The organism is Ruegeria sp. AF2, from assembly GCF_056542025.1.
The window spans coordinates 396,366-415,518 of record NZ_JBQFZC010000003.1; the positions used below are offsets into that span (position 1 = coordinate 396,366).

General features: G+C 57.3%; 15 protein-coding genes. 11 read left to right on the forward strand and 4 right to left on the reverse strand.

Annotated features, from left to right (window positions below; translation table 11 throughout):
- The first annotated feature begins 265 nt into the window (after nucleotides 1–265).
- The 8 genes from xdhA to ACR0NM_RS12745 all read left to right on the forward strand — a co-directional run bounded on the left by xdhA (nucleotide 266) and on the right by ACR0NM_RS12745 (nucleotide 10,923).
- Nucleotides 266–1,627 (forward strand): xanthine dehydrogenase small subunit, encoded by a 1,362-nt coding sequence (xdhA, locus tag ACR0NM_RS12710; RefSeq protein ID WP_480567391.1) that lies wholly within the window; start codon nucleotides 266–268, stop codon nucleotides 1,625–1,627.
- The gene (xdhB, locus tag ACR0NM_RS12715; protein ID WP_480615015.1) at nucleotides 1,624–4,026 is read left to right on the forward strand and encodes a xanthine dehydrogenase molybdopterin binding subunit; all 2,403 of its coding nucleotides are present in this window, start codon (nucleotides 1,624–1,626) and stop codon (nucleotides 4,024–4,026) included. Before xdhA ends, xdhB begins: the two co-directional genes overlap by 4 nt.
- Entirely contained in the window at nucleotides 4,026–4,961 is a 936-nt protein-coding gene (gene xdhC / locus ACR0NM_RS12720; RefSeq protein ID WP_480615017.1) for a xanthine dehydrogenase accessory protein XdhC, read from the forward strand. Before xdhB ends, xdhC begins: the two co-directional genes overlap by 1 nt.
- Nucleotides 4,958–6,475, forward strand: coding sequence for an ABC transporter ATP-binding protein (locus ACR0NM_RS12725; protein WP_170420509.1), 1,518 nt, complete (start codon nucleotides 4,958–4,960; stop codon nucleotides 6,473–6,475). The genes xdhC and ACR0NM_RS12725 overlap by 4 nt, the downstream gene beginning before the upstream one ends.
- Nucleotides 6,476–6,513: 38 nt before the next feature.
- Entirely contained in the window at nucleotides 6,514–7,596 is a 1,083-nt protein-coding gene (locus ACR0NM_RS12730) for an ABC transporter permease (protein ID WP_170392492.1), read from the forward strand.
- 1 nt (nucleotide 7,597) lies between these two features.
- The gene (locus ACR0NM_RS12735; protein ID WP_170392493.1) at nucleotides 7,598–8,518 is read left to right on the forward strand and encodes an ABC transporter permease; all 921 of its coding nucleotides are present in this window, start codon (nucleotides 7,598–7,600) and stop codon (nucleotides 8,516–8,518) included.
- A 34-nt stretch (nucleotides 8,519–8,552) separates the two neighbouring features.
- Nucleotides 8,553–9,626 (forward strand): BMP family ABC transporter substrate-binding protein, encoded by a 1,074-nt coding sequence (locus tag ACR0NM_RS12740; RefSeq protein ID WP_170392494.1) that lies wholly within the window; start codon nucleotides 8,553–8,555, stop codon nucleotides 9,624–9,626.
- Between the two features lie 106 nt (nucleotides 9,627–9,732).
- Nucleotides 9,733–10,923 (forward strand): S41 family peptidase, encoded by a 1,191-nt coding sequence (locus ACR0NM_RS12745; protein WP_480615019.1) that lies wholly within the window; start codon nucleotides 9,733–9,735, stop codon nucleotides 10,921–10,923.
- A 195-nt stretch (nucleotides 10,924–11,118) separates the two neighbouring features.
- On the opposite strand, the gene ACR0NM_RS12750 is transcribed toward ACR0NM_RS12745, so the two are convergent.
- A complete protein-coding gene (locus tag ACR0NM_RS12750; protein WP_170392496.1) occupies nucleotides 11,119–12,351 on the reverse strand; it encodes an HlyD family secretion protein in 1,233 nt (410 codons plus the stop codon).
- A gap of 3 nt (nucleotides 12,352–12,354) precedes the next feature.
- Complete coding sequence (locus ACR0NM_RS12755; RefSeq protein WP_170610013.1) at nucleotides 12,355–12,765, reverse strand: hypothetical protein; 411 nt, start codon at nucleotides 12,763–12,765, stop codon at nucleotides 12,355–12,357.
- A 203-nt stretch (nucleotides 12,766–12,968) separates the two neighbouring features.
- Between ACR0NM_RS12755 and ACR0NM_RS12760 the strand changes: the two genes are divergently transcribed.
- The 3 genes from ACR0NM_RS12760 (at nucleotide 12,969) to ACR0NM_RS12770 (ending at nucleotide 15,094) form a co-directional block, all read left to right on the forward strand.
- Nucleotides 12,969–14,030 (forward strand): NAD(P)/FAD-dependent oxidoreductase, encoded by a 1,062-nt coding sequence (locus ACR0NM_RS12760; protein WP_480562459.1) that lies wholly within the window; start codon nucleotides 12,969–12,971, stop codon nucleotides 14,028–14,030.
- A 2-nt stretch (nucleotides 14,031–14,032) separates the two neighbouring features.
- Entirely contained in the window at nucleotides 14,033–14,686 is a 654-nt protein-coding gene (locus tag ACR0NM_RS12765) for a DUF938 domain-containing protein (RefSeq protein ID WP_480615021.1), read from the forward strand.
- 72 nt (nucleotides 14,687–14,758) lie between these two features.
- Nucleotides 14,759–15,094, forward strand: coding sequence for a carboxymuconolactone decarboxylase family protein (locus tag ACR0NM_RS12770; protein ID WP_480615023.1), 336 nt, complete (start codon nucleotides 14,759–14,761; stop codon nucleotides 15,092–15,094).
- A 69-nt stretch (nucleotides 15,095–15,163) separates the two neighbouring features.
- Here ACR0NM_RS12770 and ACR0NM_RS12775 read toward each other — a convergent pair whose 3' ends face one another.
- Together ACR0NM_RS12775 and ACR0NM_RS12780 are read right to left on the reverse strand one after the other, a co-directional pair.
- On the reverse strand, nucleotides 15,164–17,671 hold the full coding sequence (locus ACR0NM_RS12775) for a GcvT family protein (protein WP_480615025.1): 2,508 nt from the start codon (nucleotides 17,669–17,671) through the stop codon (nucleotides 15,164–15,166).
- Between the two features lie 140 nt (nucleotides 17,672–17,811).
- Nucleotides 17,812–18,843 (reverse strand): hypothetical protein, encoded by a 1,032-nt coding sequence (locus ACR0NM_RS12780; RefSeq protein ID WP_480615027.1) that lies wholly within the window; start codon nucleotides 18,841–18,843, stop codon nucleotides 17,812–17,814.
- Nucleotides 18,844–19,153 lie beyond the last annotated feature (310 nt).

The window sequence follows — 19,153 nt, forward strand, 5'->3', positions numbered from 1 at the left end:
ATTATTCGGCTTTTTCAGAAGGTGCTTCGGGCGCAGGAACGCACACCTTCCCAAAAAGTGTTTATTTTCAATTTATTAAGTTTCACACATACACTACAATCATGGGCCGCTCGGGTGCAATGGTGTATCATATAGGCAGTTTTTCTTGCCAGATAAGGTGCGCTGTTTCTAACATCTGACGGCAAGCTACCGCCCGCCACTCTTTCTACGTCGCATCGAAGGAGGGCCGAACGGGCGCAACCGGGTAACGCGACGGGTTTCTCGAATGAACATCACGTTTCTTCTGAACGGAGAGACAGTGGAGCTGCCGGATGTCGATCCGACGGCCACCCTACTGGACTGGCTACGTGAAGATCGCGGTCTGACAGGCACCAAAGAAGGCTGCAACGAAGGCGATTGCGGCGCGTGCACGGTCATGGTGACGGACGAAGACGGCGCAAAAGCTCTGAACTCCTGCATCCTGTTCTTGCCCCAGCTGCATGGCAAAGCGGTCCGTACAGTCGAAGGGGCAAGCGGCCCGGATGGCGAAGCACATCCCGTTCAACAGGCAATGGTTGACCTGCACGGTTCGCAATGCGGTTTTTGCACTCCGGGTTTTGTCATGTCGATGGTCGCCAGTCATGCGACGGGCGCCACGGATCATGACACCCAGCTTGCCGGAAACCTTTGCCGCTGCACTGGCTATGCACCGATTATTCGCGCTGCGAAAGCGGTCGAGGACCGTCCCGTGCCAGTCTGGGTCAAAGACAAGCCACTCGCATCTTCTGCTGCGTCGCGCATGCTGCCTGAATCTTCCGATGAACTGGCAGCTGTTTATGCTGAAAACCCGAATGCCACGCTGGTTGCCGGAGCAACAGATGTCGGCCTGTGGGTGACAAAGCAACTGCGCGACCTGGATCCAGTAATCTTCCTCAACCGTTGCGATGATCTCAAACAAATCACCATCACCGACGATGAAATTCGCTTTGGCGCAATGGTCGACATGAATCGGATGGGTGAGGCTCTGGCCGATCTTCACCCCTCTTACGCCGAAATGATCCGCCGCTACGCCAGTGTACAGGTGCGCCATGCTGCAACGGTGGGCGGCAACATAGCCAATGGCTCGCCCATTGGGGACAACCCGCCTGCGCTGATTGCTCTGGACGCAACCCTTCATCTGCGCAAAGGCGACACCCGCCGGTCCCTTCCGCTGGAAGAGTTCTTTATCGACTATGGCAAACAGGACCGCGTTCCCGGTGAATTCGTCGAAGCTGTCAGCTTCCCCCGTCAGCTGGATCGCCTGAAGGCCTATAAACTCAGCAAGCGGTTCGATCAGGACATCTCGGCCGTCTGCGGGTGTTTCAACATCACCGTCTCGGGCGGCATCGTCACGCAGGCGCGCATCGCGTTCGGCGGCATGGCCGGCATCCCGAAACGGGCAACCCATGTCGAGGCCGCATTGGTCGGTAAACCTTGGGCGCGCGAGACGATTGACGCCGCGCTGCCTGCCTTTGCTGACGATTATTCACCACTCACGGACATGCGCGCCTCGGCCACCTATCGACTGGAAACCGCCAAAGCGATGCTCGAAAGATACTTCCTGGAAGATCAGGGCGAAGTGACCAATGTGCTGGAGGTATCGGCATGAGCGTGACCAAACCCCTCCCCCACGACGCAGCACCGCTGCACGTTTCAGGAACCGCGCGGTATGTGGACGATATCCCAACACCCAGGGACAGTTTGCATCTGGCTTTTGGCCTCAGCCCGATTGCCAAAGGCAAGATCACCGCAATGGACTTATCTGCGGTGAAGGCTGCCGAGGGCGTCGTGATGGTTATGGCTGCGGATGATCTGCCCTTCGCCAACGACGTATCGCCTTCGATCCATGATGAACCGCTACTGTCGGACGGCGCGGTTCACTATATCGGCCAGCCTGTGTTTCTGGTCATCGCCAGCAGCCATCTGGCCGCCCGCAAGGCGGCCCGTTTGGGCAAGATCGACTACGCCGAGGAAACCCCGATCCTAACCGTCGAAGAGGCTCTGGCCGCCGACAGTCGGTTCGAAGACGGCCCGCGCATCTATGCCAAAGGCAATGCTGATGCGGCTATTGCAGGATCCGCCCATGTGATCGAAGGGTCATTCGAGCTTGGCGGGCAGGAGCATTTCTATCTGGAAGGTCAGGCCGCTTTAGCCGTGCCGAATGAAAGCGCGGATATGCTGGTTCACAGCTCGACCCAGCACCCGACTGAGATCCAACACAAGGTGGCTGATGCGTTGGGCGTTCCGATGCACGCCGTCAGGGTCGAGACGCGCCGTATGGGCGGCGGTTTTGGCGGCAAGGAAAGCCAGGGCAATGCGCTGGCCGTTGCTTGCGCGGTCGCCGCTCGCGCAACTGGCAAGGCGTGCAAGATGCGCTATGACCGCGACGATGATATGACAATCACCGGCAAACGCCACGCGTTCCGCATCGCCTATAAGGCCGGATTTGACGAGAACGGCCATATTCAGGGCGTCTCGTTCCACCACTACGCCATCTGCGGCTGGGCACAGGACTTGTCCCTGCCCGTCGCCGACCGCGCGATGCTGCATTCGGACAATGCCTATCTGTTGCCAAATGCACGGATCGAAAGCCACCGGCTGAAGACCAACACCCAATCCGCCACCGCTTATCGCGGCTTCGGCGGCCCGCAGGGCATGGTTGGCATCGAACGCGTGATGGACCACGCTGCGTATGAGCTGGGTCTGGACCCGGTGGAACTGCGCCGCCGAAACTACTACGAACCGGCCCATGCGATTGCCGAGATCACGCCGTCCGAGAAGCCTTTGGGTCATCCCGACCCGCATGAGGACCTGACGAGCCGCGGCGCGGTCGAAACCGGGGACGCCCCCGTGCGCCCTCTGCCCGCTGGTGGCAATACCACACCCTACGGAATGGAGGTCAGCGATTTCGAATTGCACGGGATGACTCAGGCCCTACTGAAATCCAGCGATTACGAAACGCGCAAGGCCGCCATTGCGAAATGGAACGCCGAGAATCGTGTGATCAAGAAGGGCATCGCCTTCTCTCCGGTCAAGTTCGGGATTTCCTTCACGCTGACCCACCTGAATCAGGCAGGCGCTTTGGTGCATGTGTATCAGGATGGCTCGGTCCATCTGAACCACGGCGGCACCGAGATGGGTCAAGGCCTGTTCCAGAAGGTCGCGCAGGTGGCGGCTTCGCGCTTTGGCATCCCCCTGGAGATGGTCAAAATTACCGCCACAGACACGGCCAAGGTGCCGAACACTTCGGCCACGGCAGCATCCTCGGGCAGTGACCTGAATGGCATGGCAGTGAAGGCGGCCTGCGATACGATCCGCGATCGAATGGCGGACTATCTGGCCGAGCGGCATCAGGCCGATCCGTCGACTGTCACCTTCTCTGATGGCCATGTTTCGGTTGGCGCAGAACGCTACACCTTCGCTGAAGCTGCGGCGCTGGTCTATCAGGGTCGGATCAGCCTGTCGGCGACCGGTTTCTACAAGACACCCAAGATCGAATGGGACCGGATCGCCGGACGAGGCCGTCCGTTCTTCTACTTCGCCTACGGAGCGTCGGTCACTGAAGTGGCCGTCGACACTCTGACTGGTGAGAACCGCATTCTGCGCACCGATATCCTGCATGATGCCGGTGCTTCGTTGAACCCGGCGTTGGATATCGGGCAGGTCGAAGGCGGTTATGTGCAAGGCGCGGGCTGGCTAACGACCGAGGAACTGGTCTGGGACGGCACGGGCAACCTGCGCACACACGCACCCTCGACCTACAAGATCCCCGCCTGCTCAGATCGACCCGACGTATTCAACGTCGCACTCTGGGATGCCGAAAACCGTGAGGACACGATCTATCGTTCGAAAGCGGTGGGCGAACCGCCGTTCATGCTGGGTATTTCAGCATGGCTGGCCCTGTCGAATGCGGTCGCGGCCTGTGGAGAGGCCTACCCCGCTCTTGATGCACCAGCCACGGCTGAAGAGGTTTGGCGCGGCGTCCAAAAGATGAAGGGAGGCATCTGATGGGATTTGACTTAGAGGCTTTGAGGGAGGCGGTCAAAACCCACGGAACAGTGGTCCGGGTGGTCATCGCCGGCATCAAAGGGTCGTCTCCACGTGAAGTGGGGGCCGCGATGCTTGTTTGGAAGGACGGGCAAAGTGGCACCATCGGTGGAGGCACGTTGGAGTATCAGGCAACTGAAGCTGCGCGATCTCAAACCACCGCCACCCGACTAACGCATCACGCTCTTGGCCCCGACATGGGGCAATGCTGCGGCGGTGCAGTTTCATTGCTGAGTGAAGTATTTGATCATGAAACGCTGAATGCACTGGACGATACCGTCATCGCGCGTTCAGCCTCGGGCGGAGAGATGCCGCTATCGGTCAAACGTCTGCTGGCGGCAGCGCGAGGACAGGGTGTCGCGCCCGAGCCCCAACTGATCGAAGGTTGGATGGTCGAACCCGTTCACAAACCGACGCGTAATCTGTGGATCTGGGGCGCAGGCCATGTAGGCCGGGCGCTGGTGGACGTTTTGTCCCCCCTACCCGATCTGGCAATCACCTGGGTCGATACCGGACCCGAGCGGTTTCCCGATGTGGTTCCAACCGGTGTAACCCCGGTTCCGACCGCAAAACCCGCCGAGCTGGTTCGCCACGCGCCAACCGACGCCGAGCATCTGGTGCTGACCTATTCGCACAATCTGGATCTGGAACTGTGCAACCGGCTGCTTTCGCACAATTTCCTCTTTGCGGGGCTTATCGGCTCGGCTACGAAATGGGCGCGATTCCGGTCGCGGCTTGCGGCCCTTGGACATCCGCCCGAGCGGATCAGCCGGATCACCTGTCCGATCGGCGATCCGGGCTTGGGCAAACACCCGCAGATGATCGCCGTTGGGGTGGCAGCGCAACTGTTACGCCCCGCCCGACAGAACGAATTGAAGAAGGACCTGAGCGCGTGACCACTCCACTTCTGAGCTTGCAAGGGCTGACCAAAGCCTATCCCGGCGTCGTGGCCAATGATCAGGTGTCCTTTGACATCGGTGAAGGCGAAGTTCACGCACTGTTGGGCGAGAACGGCGCAGGCAAATCCACGCTTGTCAAAATGATCTACGGGCTGGTGAAGCCCGACAGCGGCACGATGCTGCTGCGAGGGCAGCCTTATGCACCGCCTGAACCGCGCGCCGCCCGTGCGGACGGGATCGCGATGGTGTTCCAGCATTTTTCGCTGTTCGATGCGTTGAACGTCGCCGAGAATATCGCTCTGGGGATGGAGAACCCACCCCCGATGGGAGATCTGGCGTCGCGTATTCGCGAAGTATCCGAAACCTACGGCTTGCCCTTGGATCCTTTCCGTACGGTGGGTGATCTGTCTGCGGGTGAGCGTCAGCGGGTCGAAATCATCCGCTGCTTACTGCAGGACCCAAAGTTGCTGATCATGGACGAGCCGACCTCGGTTCTGACGCCACAAGAGGTTGAAATCCTTTTCGAAACGCTGAACAAATTGCGCTCGGAAGGGACATCGATCCTGTATATCTCGCACAAGCTAGAAGAGATTCGAACGCTATGCGACCACGCCACGATTCTGCGGCTGGGTAAGAATGTGGGCGAATGTGTACCAGCTGAAACCTCAGCGCGCGATATGGCTGAGATGATGGTGGGCTCGACCCTGCAGACACCTGAACGTTCCGGCCGGGAGTTCGGTGACGTTGCGCTGGATGTCAGCGGATTGTCAGTGCCGTCGCCGTCGGAATTCGGAACCGCGCTTCGCAACGTCCACATGACCGTCCGCAAGGGCGAGGTTCTGGGGATCGGGGGTGTCGCGGGGAACGGTCAGGATGAATTGCTGGGTGTGCTTTCTGGCGAAATTCCGACCACCGCAGATGCGATCAAATTCAACGGTCAGCCCATCGGCAAACTCGGCCCGACCGCGCGGCGTAAGCTGGGCGTGTTGACCGCGCCCGAAGAACGGCTGGGCCACGCGGCTGCCCCTGATATGAGCCTGACCGAAAACGCTCTGCTGACTGGGTCGGTCCGCGAGGGGCTGGAGAATAACGGCTTTCTGAAGTGGTCCGAGACCAAGAGCTTTGCCGAAAAGATCATTAGCGCCTTTGACGTGCGTACGCCGGGTCCTGAGAATGCCGCCCGGTCGCTGTCGGGCGGGAACCTGCAGAAGTTCGTGATTGGTCGCGAAGTGCTGCAAAACCCGGATGTTCTGGTCGTGAACCAGCCGACTTGGGGCGTGGATGCAGCGGCGGCGGCCTCGATCCGGCAGGCCATTCTGGATCTGGCGGCCAAGGGAACTGCGGTCATCTGTATCTCGCAAGACCTCGATGAACTGATGGAAATCTCAGATAGCTTTGCCGCCTTGAACGAAGGACGACTAAGCGCCCCGCGTGAAACTACGGGTCTGACGGTCGATGAGATCGGCCTGATGATGGGCGGCGCGCATGGCATGGAGGTGGCCCATGTCTAAACAGTTAAAAGAAAAGAGAAACGCGGGGGTATGAGCAAATGATTGTGTTGGAGAAACGGCCTCAGCCGTCCAAGGCGTGGTCTTATGCCACCCCTCTGGTCGCGGTCCTGGCGACGATGGTTTTTGGTGGCATCCTGTTCGCCATTCTGGGCAAAAACCCGGTCGAGGCTATTGGAACCATTTTCTGGGAACCCCTGTTTGGCGAGTTCGCCTTCTATTATCGGCCGCAATTGCTGGTTAAGGGCGCGCCCCTGGTTTTGATCGCCATCGGCCTGTCTTTAGGCTTCCGCGCAGGTATCTGGAATATCGGGGCCGAGGGTCAGTACATTATGGGGGCCATTTTCGGTGCGGGCGCTGGTCTGGCATTCTATCCGCTGGATGCATTCTACATCTTTCCGATCATGGTGATTGCAGGCGCGTTTGGCGGCTGGCTATGGGCAATGATCCCAGCCTTCCTGAAAGTGCGCTTCGGTACCAATGAAATCCTTGTGTCGCTGATGTTGGTCTATGTGGCCGAACAGATGCTGGCCTCGGTCTCGCTAGGCCTGCTGAAGAATCCCGAAGGGTTCGGCTTTCCCGGTTCGCGCAATCTGCAATCCTACGACAGCGCGTATAATGCCGAGCTGATTGCGGGTTCAGGCATGCACTGGGGCGTAGTCACTGCCCTGATCGCTGTTATCTTTGCATATGTCTTGCTGAACCGGCACATGCTGGGCTTCCACATCCGCCTGACAGGTGAGGCCCCGCGTGCGGCGAAGTTCGCTGGTGTAAACCCTGCCCGCCTGATCTTGTTCTGTCTGGGTCTGGCCGGCGCGCTGGCCGGTCTTGCGGGGATGTTCGAAGTCTCGGGCCCTGCTGGCGTGGTCAGCATCGATTTCAACGTCGGTTACGGCTTTACCGCGATTATCGTGGCTTTCCTTGGCCGTTTGCATCCGGTGGGCATCCTGCTGGCCGGAGGCCTGATGGCGTTGACTTATATTGGCGGTGAAATCGCCCAATCTCAGCTGGGTCTGCCCGCCGCAGCCATTCAGGTTTTCCAGGGGATGCTTCTGTTCTTCCTGCTGGCATTCGATCTTCTGACAAACTACCGCATCCGTGCGGCCCGTAGCGAGGTAGCGTGATATGGACCTTGGTGAAATTAACCCCGTCCTTCTGGTCGCCTCGCTAATGGTGGCCGCAACCCCACTTTTGTTGGCCGCAATCGGAGAATTGGTGGTCGAAAAAGCAGGCGTCCTGAACCTCGGTGTCGAGGGCATGATGATCGTGGGCGCAATCAGCGGCTTCGCAATCTCAGTCGAGACCGGTTCGCCCTGGCTGGGCTTTATTGCGGCAGCAATCGGTGGCGCGGTGCTATCGCTGTTGTTTGTGCTGCTGACGCAGGTGGCGCTGGCCAATCAAGTTGCCAGCGGCCTGGCCCTAACACTGTTCGGCCTCGGGTTCAGCGCGCTGATGGGGCAGAGCTACGTAGGAATCAAGCCGCCCAGCATGGGTGAAATCCATATCCCTGTGATCAGCGATATCCCTGTTATTGGACCAATCCTGTTTCAGCACGACCCGATCCTCTACGTCGGAATTGCCCTGACGGCCGCCGTCTGGGCCACGCTGAAATACACACGCATCGGCCTGATATTGCGCGCCGTTGGCGAAAACCACGATGCGGCGCATGCGCTGGGCTACAAAGTCATCAAGATTCGCATCATGGCGATCCTGTTTGGTGGTGCTTGCGCTGGCTTGGGCGGCGCCTACATCAGCCTGATCCGCGTGCCGCAGTGGACCGAGGGCATGACTGCCGGTGTCGGCTGGATTGCCTTGGCGCTGGTGGTTTTTGCCAGCTGGAAACCATGGCGTGTCTTGCTGGGCGCCTATTTGTTCGGCGGCATCACTGTGTTGCAGCTTAATTTGCAGGCAGCGGGCGTTGCCATTCCTGTCGAGTATCTGGCAATGTCGCCCTACATCATCACGATCCTTGTGCTTGTGATCCTTTCGGCCGACAAGAGCAGCGCACCTGCCGCATTGGGCCGGACCTTCCATGCCTCGCACTAAGCGAGGCCAACTGCACCAACTTGGGGAGTAACACATGAAATTCACTACACTTTTGGCAAGCGCCGCAATGGCGCTGGGTCTGGCCTCGGGGGCCATGGCCCAAGACAAGACCAAAGTCGGCTTCGTCTATGTCGGCCCAGTGGGCGATGGCGGCTGGACCTATGAGCACAACAAGGGCCGTCTGGCCGTGGAAGAGCACTTTGGCGACAAGGTTGAAACCGTGTTCGTCGAGTCGGTGCCTGAGGGCCCAGATGCAGAACGCGTGATGACCCAGATGGCACTGGAAGGCGCGGACCTGATCTTCACCACCTCGTTCGGCTACATGGATCCGACCATCAACGTCGCGAAGAAATTCCCGGATGTGAAATTCGAGCACGCAACCGGCTACAAGACCGCCGACAACGTCTCGGTCTACTCGGCCCGTTTTTATGAAGGTCGCGCAGTCCAAGGCCACATCGCCGGTAAAATGACGGAATCGAATATCATCGGCTACATCGGGTCCTACCCGATCCCTGAAGTGATCCGTGGTATCAACTCAGCCTATATCCACGCCAAGAAGGTGAATCCGGATGTCGAGTTCAAGATCGTCTGGGCCTACACTTGGTTCGATCCTGCGAAAGAAGCTGACGCCGCCACAGTTCTGATCGAACAGGGCGCGGACGTGATCCTGCAGCACACTGACTCGACTGCACCGCAGGCAGCCGCGCAAGAGGCAGGAAACGTTGTCACCTTTGGCCAGGCCTCCGACATGAGCGAATACGCACCCTTCCCGCGTGTGTCTTCAATCATCGACGATTGGGCTCCCTACTACATCGCGCGGACCCAGGCCGTGATGGACGGAACATGGGAAAGTGCCAACACATGGGATGGCATCCGGGAAGGCATGGTAGCAATTGGTGAGATTTCGGACGCCGTTCCGGCTGATGTTAAAGAAGAAGCACTGGCGCTGAAAGCCGCGATGGCAGCCGGTGAATACCACCCCTTTACTGGCCCGCTGAAAAAGCAGGACGGCAGTGACTGGCTGGCCGAAGGCGAGACCGCCGATGACGGTACGCTGGCGGGCATGAATTTCTACGTTGAGGGGCTGGAAGGCGAAATTCCGCAGTAGAATCTGATCCGGAAACTAACAACAAGGCCCGCATGTTTTTGCGGGCCTTTTTAGTCGCCCTGAGCCCAATCTGGACATTGACGAGTGGCTATGCGCATCGTGAAACATGTCGCTCACGGAAGACCTGAACCAAATTTTAGAAACTGCCCTGCCGACCGATCCCAGTTTTCGACAGATCGAAAAGGCCGTGATTGACGACTGTATTGGTGAAACCCGGCAATATGCCTCAGAGGGCTCTGTCGAAGCCTTTCTGTTGTCAGCAATGCGTTTATTGGCACTTCCCGGCAATGGGCACACACGGCTGATCCCGAATGATGCGATCGCGGTACTACCGCTGAGATTCGTGAGCGTTGGACGTTCCGTTCAATTCATCGACGCGGCGCCAGAGATAGCCGCACCGCGAGGAGAGTTGATAGCGGTCAACGGCTCAGCTTTGAGCCAGATTGAAGCCACTGCAGAGAAATTTCTGGCGGGAACGTGCCAAAGGAAACGGGTCATCGGCCCGATTCTACTGGCTTGGCCCTACGCTTTGGCGCGTTTGGGTTTTTCGTCAAACTGCGGCATGACCGAGTACCGTGTGCAGGACGAAAATGGGCGGATAGCCAATCTGAAAGTGGCCAATGAACATACAGTTCCTGGATCGGTGCTCTACCCGAGAAACGAGCACGGCAAGGCTGATCCAGCCTGGGAACCCGAGATATTTGTAGAGATAAAGGACTGGCAAGAGCTAGGGCTATCAATAGCGTTACCAAGCTTCTTTGATCCGAACGAAAATGCGCTGCCTAAAGCCATCTCAGCCGCGGTGGAATGCGTGCGCGCATCCTCGAACAAAACACTACTAATTGATGTTCGCGGAAACACTGGTGGCGACTTTCTTCTAACGATGCCCTTGATCGACGCGATCTCAGAAAGCGCAAACAAGCAGGTTGTTATGCTTGTCGATAAATTCACGTTTTCCGCAGCGATAGTGTTTGTAGCCATCCTCAAACATCGATTGGGAAACAGGCTCAAACTTATTGGTGAGGAAATGGGAGATAGGCTGACGTTCTTTGCCGAGGGCGGATTGCTCGAATTGTCGACCAGTGGAGCGGTCGTTCGATACTCATCAGCCTTTCACGACTGGAAGAATGGAACGACTGACGATACCACGCCGCCCGAAATCGCAAAAAAAATCGTTCCTGCGGGATCACTGAACTTGGATTTGGAATGGGTCGAAAGACCTGCAGTTGAGGATGCACCAACCGAACTCTATCAACGAGTTCTCAAAAGCATGAGCAAATCGCTAAACAGCCGCTAAGTCCGCATAGCTGCATTCAAAGAAAGCAAATGCTGCACGCACGGCGAAGGTCTACTTGGTGGCCACTCTTATTGGAGACCCAACACCATCGGCCCGTGGGCAATACTAGCCACGAGCGTTTTGATACCCAGCTGTCGTCGGGTCAGGACTTCAAGCGATTGAATCGCCGCAATGGTCAGCTTCTAGGGCGTGAAATTAGTGTCCGCCCAGCACCAGAGTGTTCACCGGCATCAGTATCAGTCGCAGGCGTAGGCCTGCCGCATGAACGACGCCAATCGTGTCTACCACATGCAGGAACGATTTTTCCCAGAAGCCGAGGCTCTCATCCTCCAGCTTTGCATGATTGTCCGTATAGATATTCGCCAGACAGTTGCTGCCCGGAGGCACATCATCGGCCATGCTTTTGTAGAGCGGTTCAAGGTAGACAAGGATCGAACCCGGATTGGTGTTGCTCTGCACGTCCCGCAACTCATCAGATGGCCTGATCTGCCCCGATGGGATCACATCCTGCACCTCGACGACAACCACCGGGATAACGGTAAAGGGCTTGGTCATGCAACCCAATTCGCCAATCATACCCGGTTTGACCACCTGGGCCGAAAGCTGACTGAACGCCGCCTGGAATCGGTCATGTCCGGAGGAGGATGGCACCAGAATACCCGCCGGGCGCAGCAAAGGGCTGACATAGTCGCCGACCTGAAGCCCGAATTGTTCAACCCTGCCCGTCACTCCAGCATTGACCACAGTCTTGTCCAACTCGGTCAATGCCGCATCCAGCTGCGCATTGGCACTGGCAAGTTGGGCCGGGATCAGCTCTTCGATCTGTTGTACAACCGCTGCGCGTTTTGAGACGGCTGCTTTGACCTGCGCTTCACGCTCGGCAACCAGATTTTCCAACCGATCAATCTCGGCCAAGCGCACCGCACTGGATCCCTCGTCACGCAGGGTGGTATTGCGTTCCAGATCTTCGAGCGACTGATCCAGAGCTGCGCGCGCGCCTGCAATCCCGGCCTCAGCCTCGGCCAGATCGGTTTCCGCCACCTTCAACGAGGCTTGAACCTGAGCAATCTGGGCATGCGCCGCTTCGACCTGCGCGGTTTGCGTGAAGTCTTCGATCCGGAAAATCGGCTGTCCAGCTGTCACCTGTTCATTGTTGCGCACGTAGACTTCGGAAACGCGCCCCCCTAGCTGCGGAAGGATCGTTACCGTCCGGAAGTAGGAAGCCGCTGTTTTGCTGGACGGGTGGAAATAGAACAGCGTTGTGATAACGGTTAGCGCCAAAATAGCGCAAGTCGTCAGCCCCCAGCGCAACTCGTACCACATGGTGAACAGCGTGATCTCGTGTCCGATCCGTTTGCCCTGCACAAAGCGGCGAAACAGATAGTCAGGAAGCACGGTAATCAGGGCGCACAGCATCGTCTCGATCATTGTTCAGTGCCCCTGTGCTGCCGGTTCGGAGGATTTGGTTTGTTCGGGCTCAGTTTCCAGCTCAGGAGGGGGTGAAGCGTGTTCTTTGTCCTGCCCAGGCGCCAAAGATCGGATGGCATCGGCAATCGAGCGCAGCGGTGCCGCGAAATCAGGGAACTGGAACCCAGCCACAAGGATGGCGGCAACCCAGAAAAGGCCGTTATGCGTAAACAAAGCCAAAAGCGCCAGAATCCCAACCAATTGGAATTGCGGGTGATTGGTTTCATGCGCCATTTTTTCCGGGATCGAATGCAACGTGAAGTAGGCAACCCCGATCAGCACGACCATCCCGACGGTAAAAAACAACATGAAGGTGAAGAGGAAGTCGCTACCATCTGCTTGTGTCACATATGACGGAATGTGCCCCGTTGCCATCGGGTGAATATCTGCCGCGTTCACGTCCGCCTCCGAATCTTATGTTGTTTGCACTAAAAGCAGGCTGGCCGCCTACGATCAAGTTTCCATTGCGGTGGGCTTGTGTCTTTTCGTTTGGCAGTACGCGTGCCATGGTCCGCCAATGTCGCCAGTCAACTTACCACCGGCTCGATCACTTGGCGGCCGGAAACGGAACAAAACGCATGATTGATTTTCTGATAATCGGTGGCGGTGTCGCCGGGCTAAGCGCAGGTGCGCGCCTGTCAGAGCACGGCACAGTCACGGTGTTAGAGGCCGAGGACGGATTGGGATATCATACTTCGGGTCGTTCAGCTGCCCTGTTCGAAAAGGGTTACGGTCCAAACTCGGTCAAGGCATTGAACGAGGCAAGTGCTGCGTTCTTTGAAACAAATGGGTACCTCACACCACGCGGCCTGATGCTGATTGGCGGAAGGGATCAACAGGCGCTGTTTCAAAAAGACGCCCAAGATCTTGGTGTGCAAGAGATTTCGCCGGAAGATGCCATCGGACACATTCCTGTCCTGAATGCTGAAACTGTCGGTTATGCAGCCATAAGTAATAGCGCATATGATATCGATACAGATCGCGTCCTGCAGGACTTTGCGCGAACCGTCCGCAAGAATGGCGGTTCAGTCCTGACCCGTCAGAGGGTCAGCAGCATCCGCAAATCGGTTCATTGGACCGTCGAATCCTCAGAATCCTTTGAGGCACGCAATCTGGTAAATGCCGCCGGAGCCTGGGTCGATGAGGTGGCGCAGATGGCAGGAATCTCCCCCATCGGGATCACACCTTACCGTCGATCGATTGCGCGCATCCCCGCACCGGGCGGACATGACCTGCGAAACTGGCCAATGATGCTGGGCGCAGGCGAGAGCTGGTACGCCAAACCTGATGCGGGCAAGCTACTGGTCTCGCCTTGCGAGGCGGACCCAACCACACCCCATGACGCTTACGCCGATGACATGGTTCTCGCAGAAGGACTGGCACGATACGAAGCGATGGTTACTGAAACTGTAACTCGGGTAGAAACCAATTGGGCGGGGTTACGTAGTTTTGTTGCCGATGGCACGCTGGTGCTCGGACCTGATCCAACCGATCCATCGTTTATCTGGTCGGCAGCACAGGGAGGGTATGGGTTTCAGACCGCTCCTGCTGCCTCTCAACTTGTGGCGGATCTTGTGACTGGCGCGTCGCCGCGCCTTGATGCGGCGATTGTGAAAGCGCTGACACCCGGTAGGCTGTAACGATGACAAAACGCAAACTGCCCTCAAATGCCAGCGTCGCCACCGAGGGCGACGGCAGCAAACTCGTCGCCCCAGCCGCCAGCCGAAACACGGTTGTGCTGTGCGATCTTCTGGCACGGGTCGCCCCGTCATCAGGACAGGCCCTGGAACTGGCCAGTGGAACCGGACAACACATTTCGGCCTTTGCCCAGCGGATGCCCGGGTTGCATTGGCAACCCAGCGAAGTCACCTCCGAACGGCGCGCCAGCATCGATGCGTACACCAAGGGTTTACCAAACACCGCCGCAGCCGCTCATCTGGATGCAACTGCGGAGGGTTGGCACAAAACAATTGCGCAGCAAGATTTGGTTTTATTGATCAACCTCTTGCACCTGATCAGTTTGCCCGAGGCTGAAACCCTCGTTGCCGAAGCAGCGTGCGCTCTGAAAACGGATGGGCGTTTGGTGCTTTATGGCCCTTTCAAACGTGACGGACACCTGACAAGCGATGGCGACCAGCGATTTCACGACGCACTGGTCCAACAAGACCCTGAGATCGGGTACAAAGACGACACACATATATTGTCTATGTTAAAGGACAACGCCCTCGAACTGGTCGAAATCGTAAAGATGCCTGCGAACAACTTGGCATTTGTCGCCCAAAAAACTGGAATCTGATCAGGATCAAAGTCTGCTTTGCTCTTCATCATTCATATGCATATTATCATATGTATCAAGAAGGACGTGATAATGAGCTGGCAGGATTCAATGAACGAAACGCGCAAAAGCTTGCGTAACCTTAACGGAGCCATTCCTGATACGGCGCGTGCCTTCGGGGCGCTGGGAAAATCTGTCAAGGAAGGCGGGACGCTGGACTACAAAACCAAAGAGTTCATCGCGTTAGGCATGTCAATCGCAGTACGGTGTGAGCCTTGCATTACCCTGCATTCCGAGGCGTTGGCCAAGGCAGGAGCCACCCGCGACGAGATTTCGGACGTTCTGGCAATGGCCATCCAGATGGGCGGTGGGCCGTCCATGATGTATGCCGCCAAGGCACTAGACTGCTTTGATGAATTAAGCGCATGAAAAAAGCCCACCGAGAGCGGGCTTTTAGTAGGCGGTGCTACGTGAGTACCGCCTTATTTCTTGGAAGCGTCAGCCGTCTTTGCGGATTGTTTCGTTCTTCGGATCGTAGGGGCTGTCGCAAGTCACGACCGCATCCCACAGCTTGTCCTGAATTTTGACCTGCAGCTTGGTGCCTTCGACCGCCAACTCGGGCTTGACGTAGCCCATACCGATGGATTTCTCGAACGCCACCGAGTACCCGCCCGAGGTCAAACGACCCACGCGCTCACCTTCCGGCGTGTACAGCGCCTCGCGGCCCCAGGGGTCGGCATCGTCCGGTCCGTCGATCAACAGAGTGCAGCACTTCACGCGCACGCCGGTCTCTTCCAGCTTGGCTTTGCCGTAGAAGTCTTTCGACAGATCAACAAAGCGCGGCAGGTCAGCTTCCAGCGGGGTCGCGTCGCGGCCCAGTTCGGTGCCGAAGGCGCGATAGGATTTCTCCTGGCGCAGCCAGTTTTGGGCGCGGGCACCAACCAGTTTCATGCCGTGCTTTTCACCGGCCTTCTCCAGCAGGTCGAACAGATAGTTCTGCATCTCGATCGGGTGGTGCAGTTCCCAGCCCAGCTCACCCGTATAGGCCACGCGGATCGCGTTGACCGGGCACATGCCCAGTTCGATCTGACGGGCCGACAACCAAGGGAAGCGCTTGTTGGACAGCGCGGTTTCCGGATCGGCGTCCTTGATGACCTCTTTCAGAACGTCACGCGACTTGGGTCCGGCGATCGCGAAGACGCCCCACTGGGTGGTCACGTCCTGGATTTCGATGTAGCCGAACTCCTCCATCTTGTCCTCGGCCGCCTTGCAAAGGTAGTCGGCGTCGTACTCGGTCCAGGCACCGGCAGAGACGATGTAGTAATTGTTCTCGCCATTGCGGACGATGGTGTATTCGGTGCGGGTGGTGCCGTGCGCGGTCAGCGCGTAGGTCAGGTTGATGCGACCGACCTTGGGCAGCTTGTTGCAGGTGAACCAATCCAGGAACTGGGTCGCACCGGGGCCTTTGACGACATGCTTGGTGAAGGCCGACGCATCGATCAGGCCAACGCCTTCTCGGATCGCTTTGGCTTCTTCGACGGCATACTGCCACCAACCACCGCGGCGGAAGCTGCGGCTTTCTTTGTCGAAGTTATCAGGCGCATCCAGCGGGCCGAAATAGTTCGGACGCTCCCAGCCGTTGACCCAGCCAAACTGTGCGCCACGAGCTTTCTGACGGTCGTAGGCCGGAACGGTGCGCAGCGGACGGCAGGCTTCGCGCTCTTCGTCAGGGTGGTGCAGGATGTAGACGTGCTCATAGCACTCTTCGTTCTTGCGCGCCGCGAACTCGGTGGTCATCCAGTTCGACGAATACCGCTTGGGGTCCAGCGAAGCCATGTCGATCTCGGCTTCGCCATCGACCATCATCTGAGCCAGATAATAACCGGTGCCGCCCGCAGCGGTGATGCCAAAACTGAAGCCTTCAGCAAGCCACATGTTGCGCAGCCCCGGAGCGGGACCGACCAGCGGGTTGCCATCAGGTGTGTAGCAGATCGGGCCGTTGAAATCGTCTTTCAGACCGGACTCAGCACAGGACGGCACGCGTTCGGCCATCGCCATGTACTGATCGGCGATCCGATCCAGATCCAGCGGGAATAGGTCAGCGCGGAAGCTGTCCGGCACGCCGTGTTCGAACTGCGCAGGAGCGCCATGTTCGTAGATACCCAGAATCCAGCCGCCACGTTCTTCGCGCGCATACGACTCGTTGTCGGCATCACGCACAACCGGATGCTCGGGGTTGCCCGCTTCACGCCATTTGACCAGCTCGGGGTCTTTGTCCATGACGATGAAGGTATGCTCGACCGGGATTGCGGGCATCTTGATGCCCAGCATTTTGGCGGTCCGCTGTGCGTGGTTGCCCGACGCGGTCACGACATGTTCGGCGGTGATCACAACCTGCTCATCTGACGGAATGAGGTTGCCGCCCTTTTCGACCATCTTAGTGCAGGTGACTTCCCAGTGAGTACCGTTCCAGCGGAACGCATCGGCCTGCATCTTGCGAACGATGTCGACACCGCGCTGACGCGCACCTTTGGCCATCGCCTGGGTCACGTCCGCAGGGTTAATGTAGCCGTCTTCAGTGTGATAGATCGCGCCTTTCAAGTCCGAAGTTTCGATCAGAGGCCAACGTTCCTTGATTTGCTCGGGCGTCAGCCACTCATATGCAACATCACAAGTTTCCGCTGTGGATGCATAGAGCATGTATTCATCCATACGCTCTTGTGTCTGTGCCATACGCAGGTTTCCGACTACGGCGAAGCCTGCATTCAAGCCGGTTTCTTCCTCTAGTGTCTTGTAGAAATCGACTGAGTACTTGTGGATGTGGGTCGTGGCATACGACATGTTAAACAACGGCAACAGGCCCGCTGCGTGCCAGGTGGAACCGGATGTCAGTTCGTCCCGCTCGATCAGCATCACATCATCCCAGCCCGCTTTGGCAAGGTGATAGGCAATCGAGGTCCCGACGGCGCCGCCGCCAACGACCAGTGCTTTGACTTGGGTTTTCATAGCCGGGTGTCTCCCCTTGAATTCAGTTGACACCATATGGCGCATTTGAGGGGCTCGACGCGACATTCATCCGACCAGTGATATAAGAAAAGCGACCTGAGCGTTGCACCAGGTCGCTTTCCAACAGTCGATCTGACGTGTTATCCGCCCCCCAATTTGCACCTTTTGAACGTTCCGGTGGTTGCGCAATCAATGCCCGTTCCGGAACCGCCTCGGTTTACCCGCACGGCAGTTTCTGCTTCGGAATCAGAACTACCAAAGGCTGACAACAATCCGGACAGGAAGCCTTCATTTTCGTTTACAGATGCGACTTCTTCAGAGGTTTCCTGATCTTTGAATTTGGCGAACAAATTTCCAAAGAAACCCTCGGCATCTCTGTCTGCCTGCTGCATCTCGTCTTCAAGCAAATCTGTCAGTCCTTTGCGGTATCCGACCTGGACCAAATCATCCGCAGATTCTATTCTGTTCGCGGTCAAGTCGAAGGTGTCTGCCGGCAAACCGTATTGCGCGGCCAAAGTATTTGCGACAAGAGACAATCCATCAATGTTTTCTAGCTTCAAACGCGCCAGCTCGCTGCGAAGCTTGACAAACTCGCCGCGCAAGGCGGCCATGTTTGTCGCCAGTTCACTTTCTCGTTCAGCATCAAAAACGGTATCGTTGCCGACGCCAGGCACTTGCTTTTGAAGCAGTGCATTCAATCCGTCATAATCCAGTCGATCCAGAAACGCTCGCAGCATAGGCGCTGGTGCATCGGAATAGACTTGTAAACGAATTTCTTCGCCCAGTCCGATTGTAGCCTTGTAGATTTCAAACCGAGGTTCGACCTCAAGGTCCGTCAGGCTCGCCGTGATCATTGACCAAAACTTTCGATCTTTCACTGTGACGGGTTTGTATCGGCTGTTTTCAAACCTGAAATACGCAGCACCACCAATTATGCCGAATGGAGTGTAGCCACTCGATCCTGCGCCCAACCCTTCGACAGACCTGACGATGTTGCCAGTCAGTGTATTGGATTTAGCGTCTTTCCTGAGTTTCGCCTGTAGCCAGACCGTATGCTCGCCGCTTTCGTAGACCCAACTAGAATTATCGAGTTTTCTGGCCAGTTGTTCGGTCTCTTGCACAGCAACTCTTTTTGCAATTGGACGAGCAGCTTCACTTATTCCGTCCTGCAAAACACCTTCTCGGGCATCGCGTGTAAAATCTGCATCCACGATCGAACGACGCACCCATCCTTCGCCCGAATCCGGCAGGTACGGCTTGGCCCCCTCACGCCAACGCTTCTGCCTTTCGCGTTCAACTTCTTCCGCGGCTAGCTCCGCCTGATACAAGTTGAACCGCTGATTAATCGTGTCGACATATCCGTTGAAGGACAACCTGCCTTCGACTTTCTTATCCTGCTGATAATAATCCAGACCTACGACAACCACGACGGCAATCAGCAAAAACCCAATGAAACGCAACGCGCCCATGAATAACCTCGGA

Coding starts and splice junctions, on each gene's coding strand:
- ACR0NM_RS12740 (WP_170392494.1), top strand. CDS start 8,553: ATGAAATTCACTACACTTTTGGCAAGCGCCGCAATGGCGCTGGGTCTG.
- xdhA (WP_480567391.1), top strand. CDS start 266: ATGAACATCACGTTTCTTCTGAACGGAGAGACAGTGGAGCTGCCGGAT.
- ACR0NM_RS12755 (WP_170610013.1), bottom strand. CDS start 12,765: ATGGCAACGGGGCACATTCCGTCATATGTGACACAAGCAGATGGTAGC.
- ACR0NM_RS12730 (WP_170392492.1), top strand. CDS start 6,514: ATGATTGTGTTGGAGAAACGGCCTCAGCCGTCCAAGGCGTGGTCTTAT.
- ACR0NM_RS12750 (WP_170392496.1), bottom strand. CDS start 12,351: ATGATCGAGACGATGCTGTGCGCCCTGATTACCGTGCTTCCTGACTAT.
- ACR0NM_RS12775 (WP_480615025.1), bottom strand. CDS start 17,671: ATGAAAACCCAAGTCAAAGCACTGGTCGTTGGCGGCGGCGCCGTCGGG.
- ACR0NM_RS12745 (WP_480615019.1), top strand. CDS start 9,733: ATGTCGCTCACGGAAGACCTGAACCAAATTTTAGAAACTGCCCTGCCG.
- xdhB (WP_480615015.1), top strand. CDS start 1,624: ATGAGCGTGACCAAACCCCTCCCCCACGACGCAGCACCGCTGCACGTT.
- ACR0NM_RS12735 (WP_170392493.1), top strand. CDS start 7,598: ATGGACCTTGGTGAAATTAACCCCGTCCTTCTGGTCGCCTCGCTAATG.
- ACR0NM_RS12760 (WP_480562459.1), top strand. CDS start 12,969: ATGATTGATTTTCTGATAATCGGTGGCGGTGTCGCCGGGCTAAGCGCA.
- xdhC (WP_480615017.1), top strand. CDS start 4,026: ATGGGATTTGACTTAGAGGCTTTGAGGGAGGCGGTCAAAACCCACGGA.
- ACR0NM_RS12765 (WP_480615021.1), top strand. CDS start 14,033: ATGACAAAACGCAAACTGCCCTCAAATGCCAGCGTCGCCACCGAGGGC.
- ACR0NM_RS12770 (WP_480615023.1), top strand. CDS start 14,759: ATGAGCTGGCAGGATTCAATGAACGAAACGCGCAAAAGCTTGCGTAAC.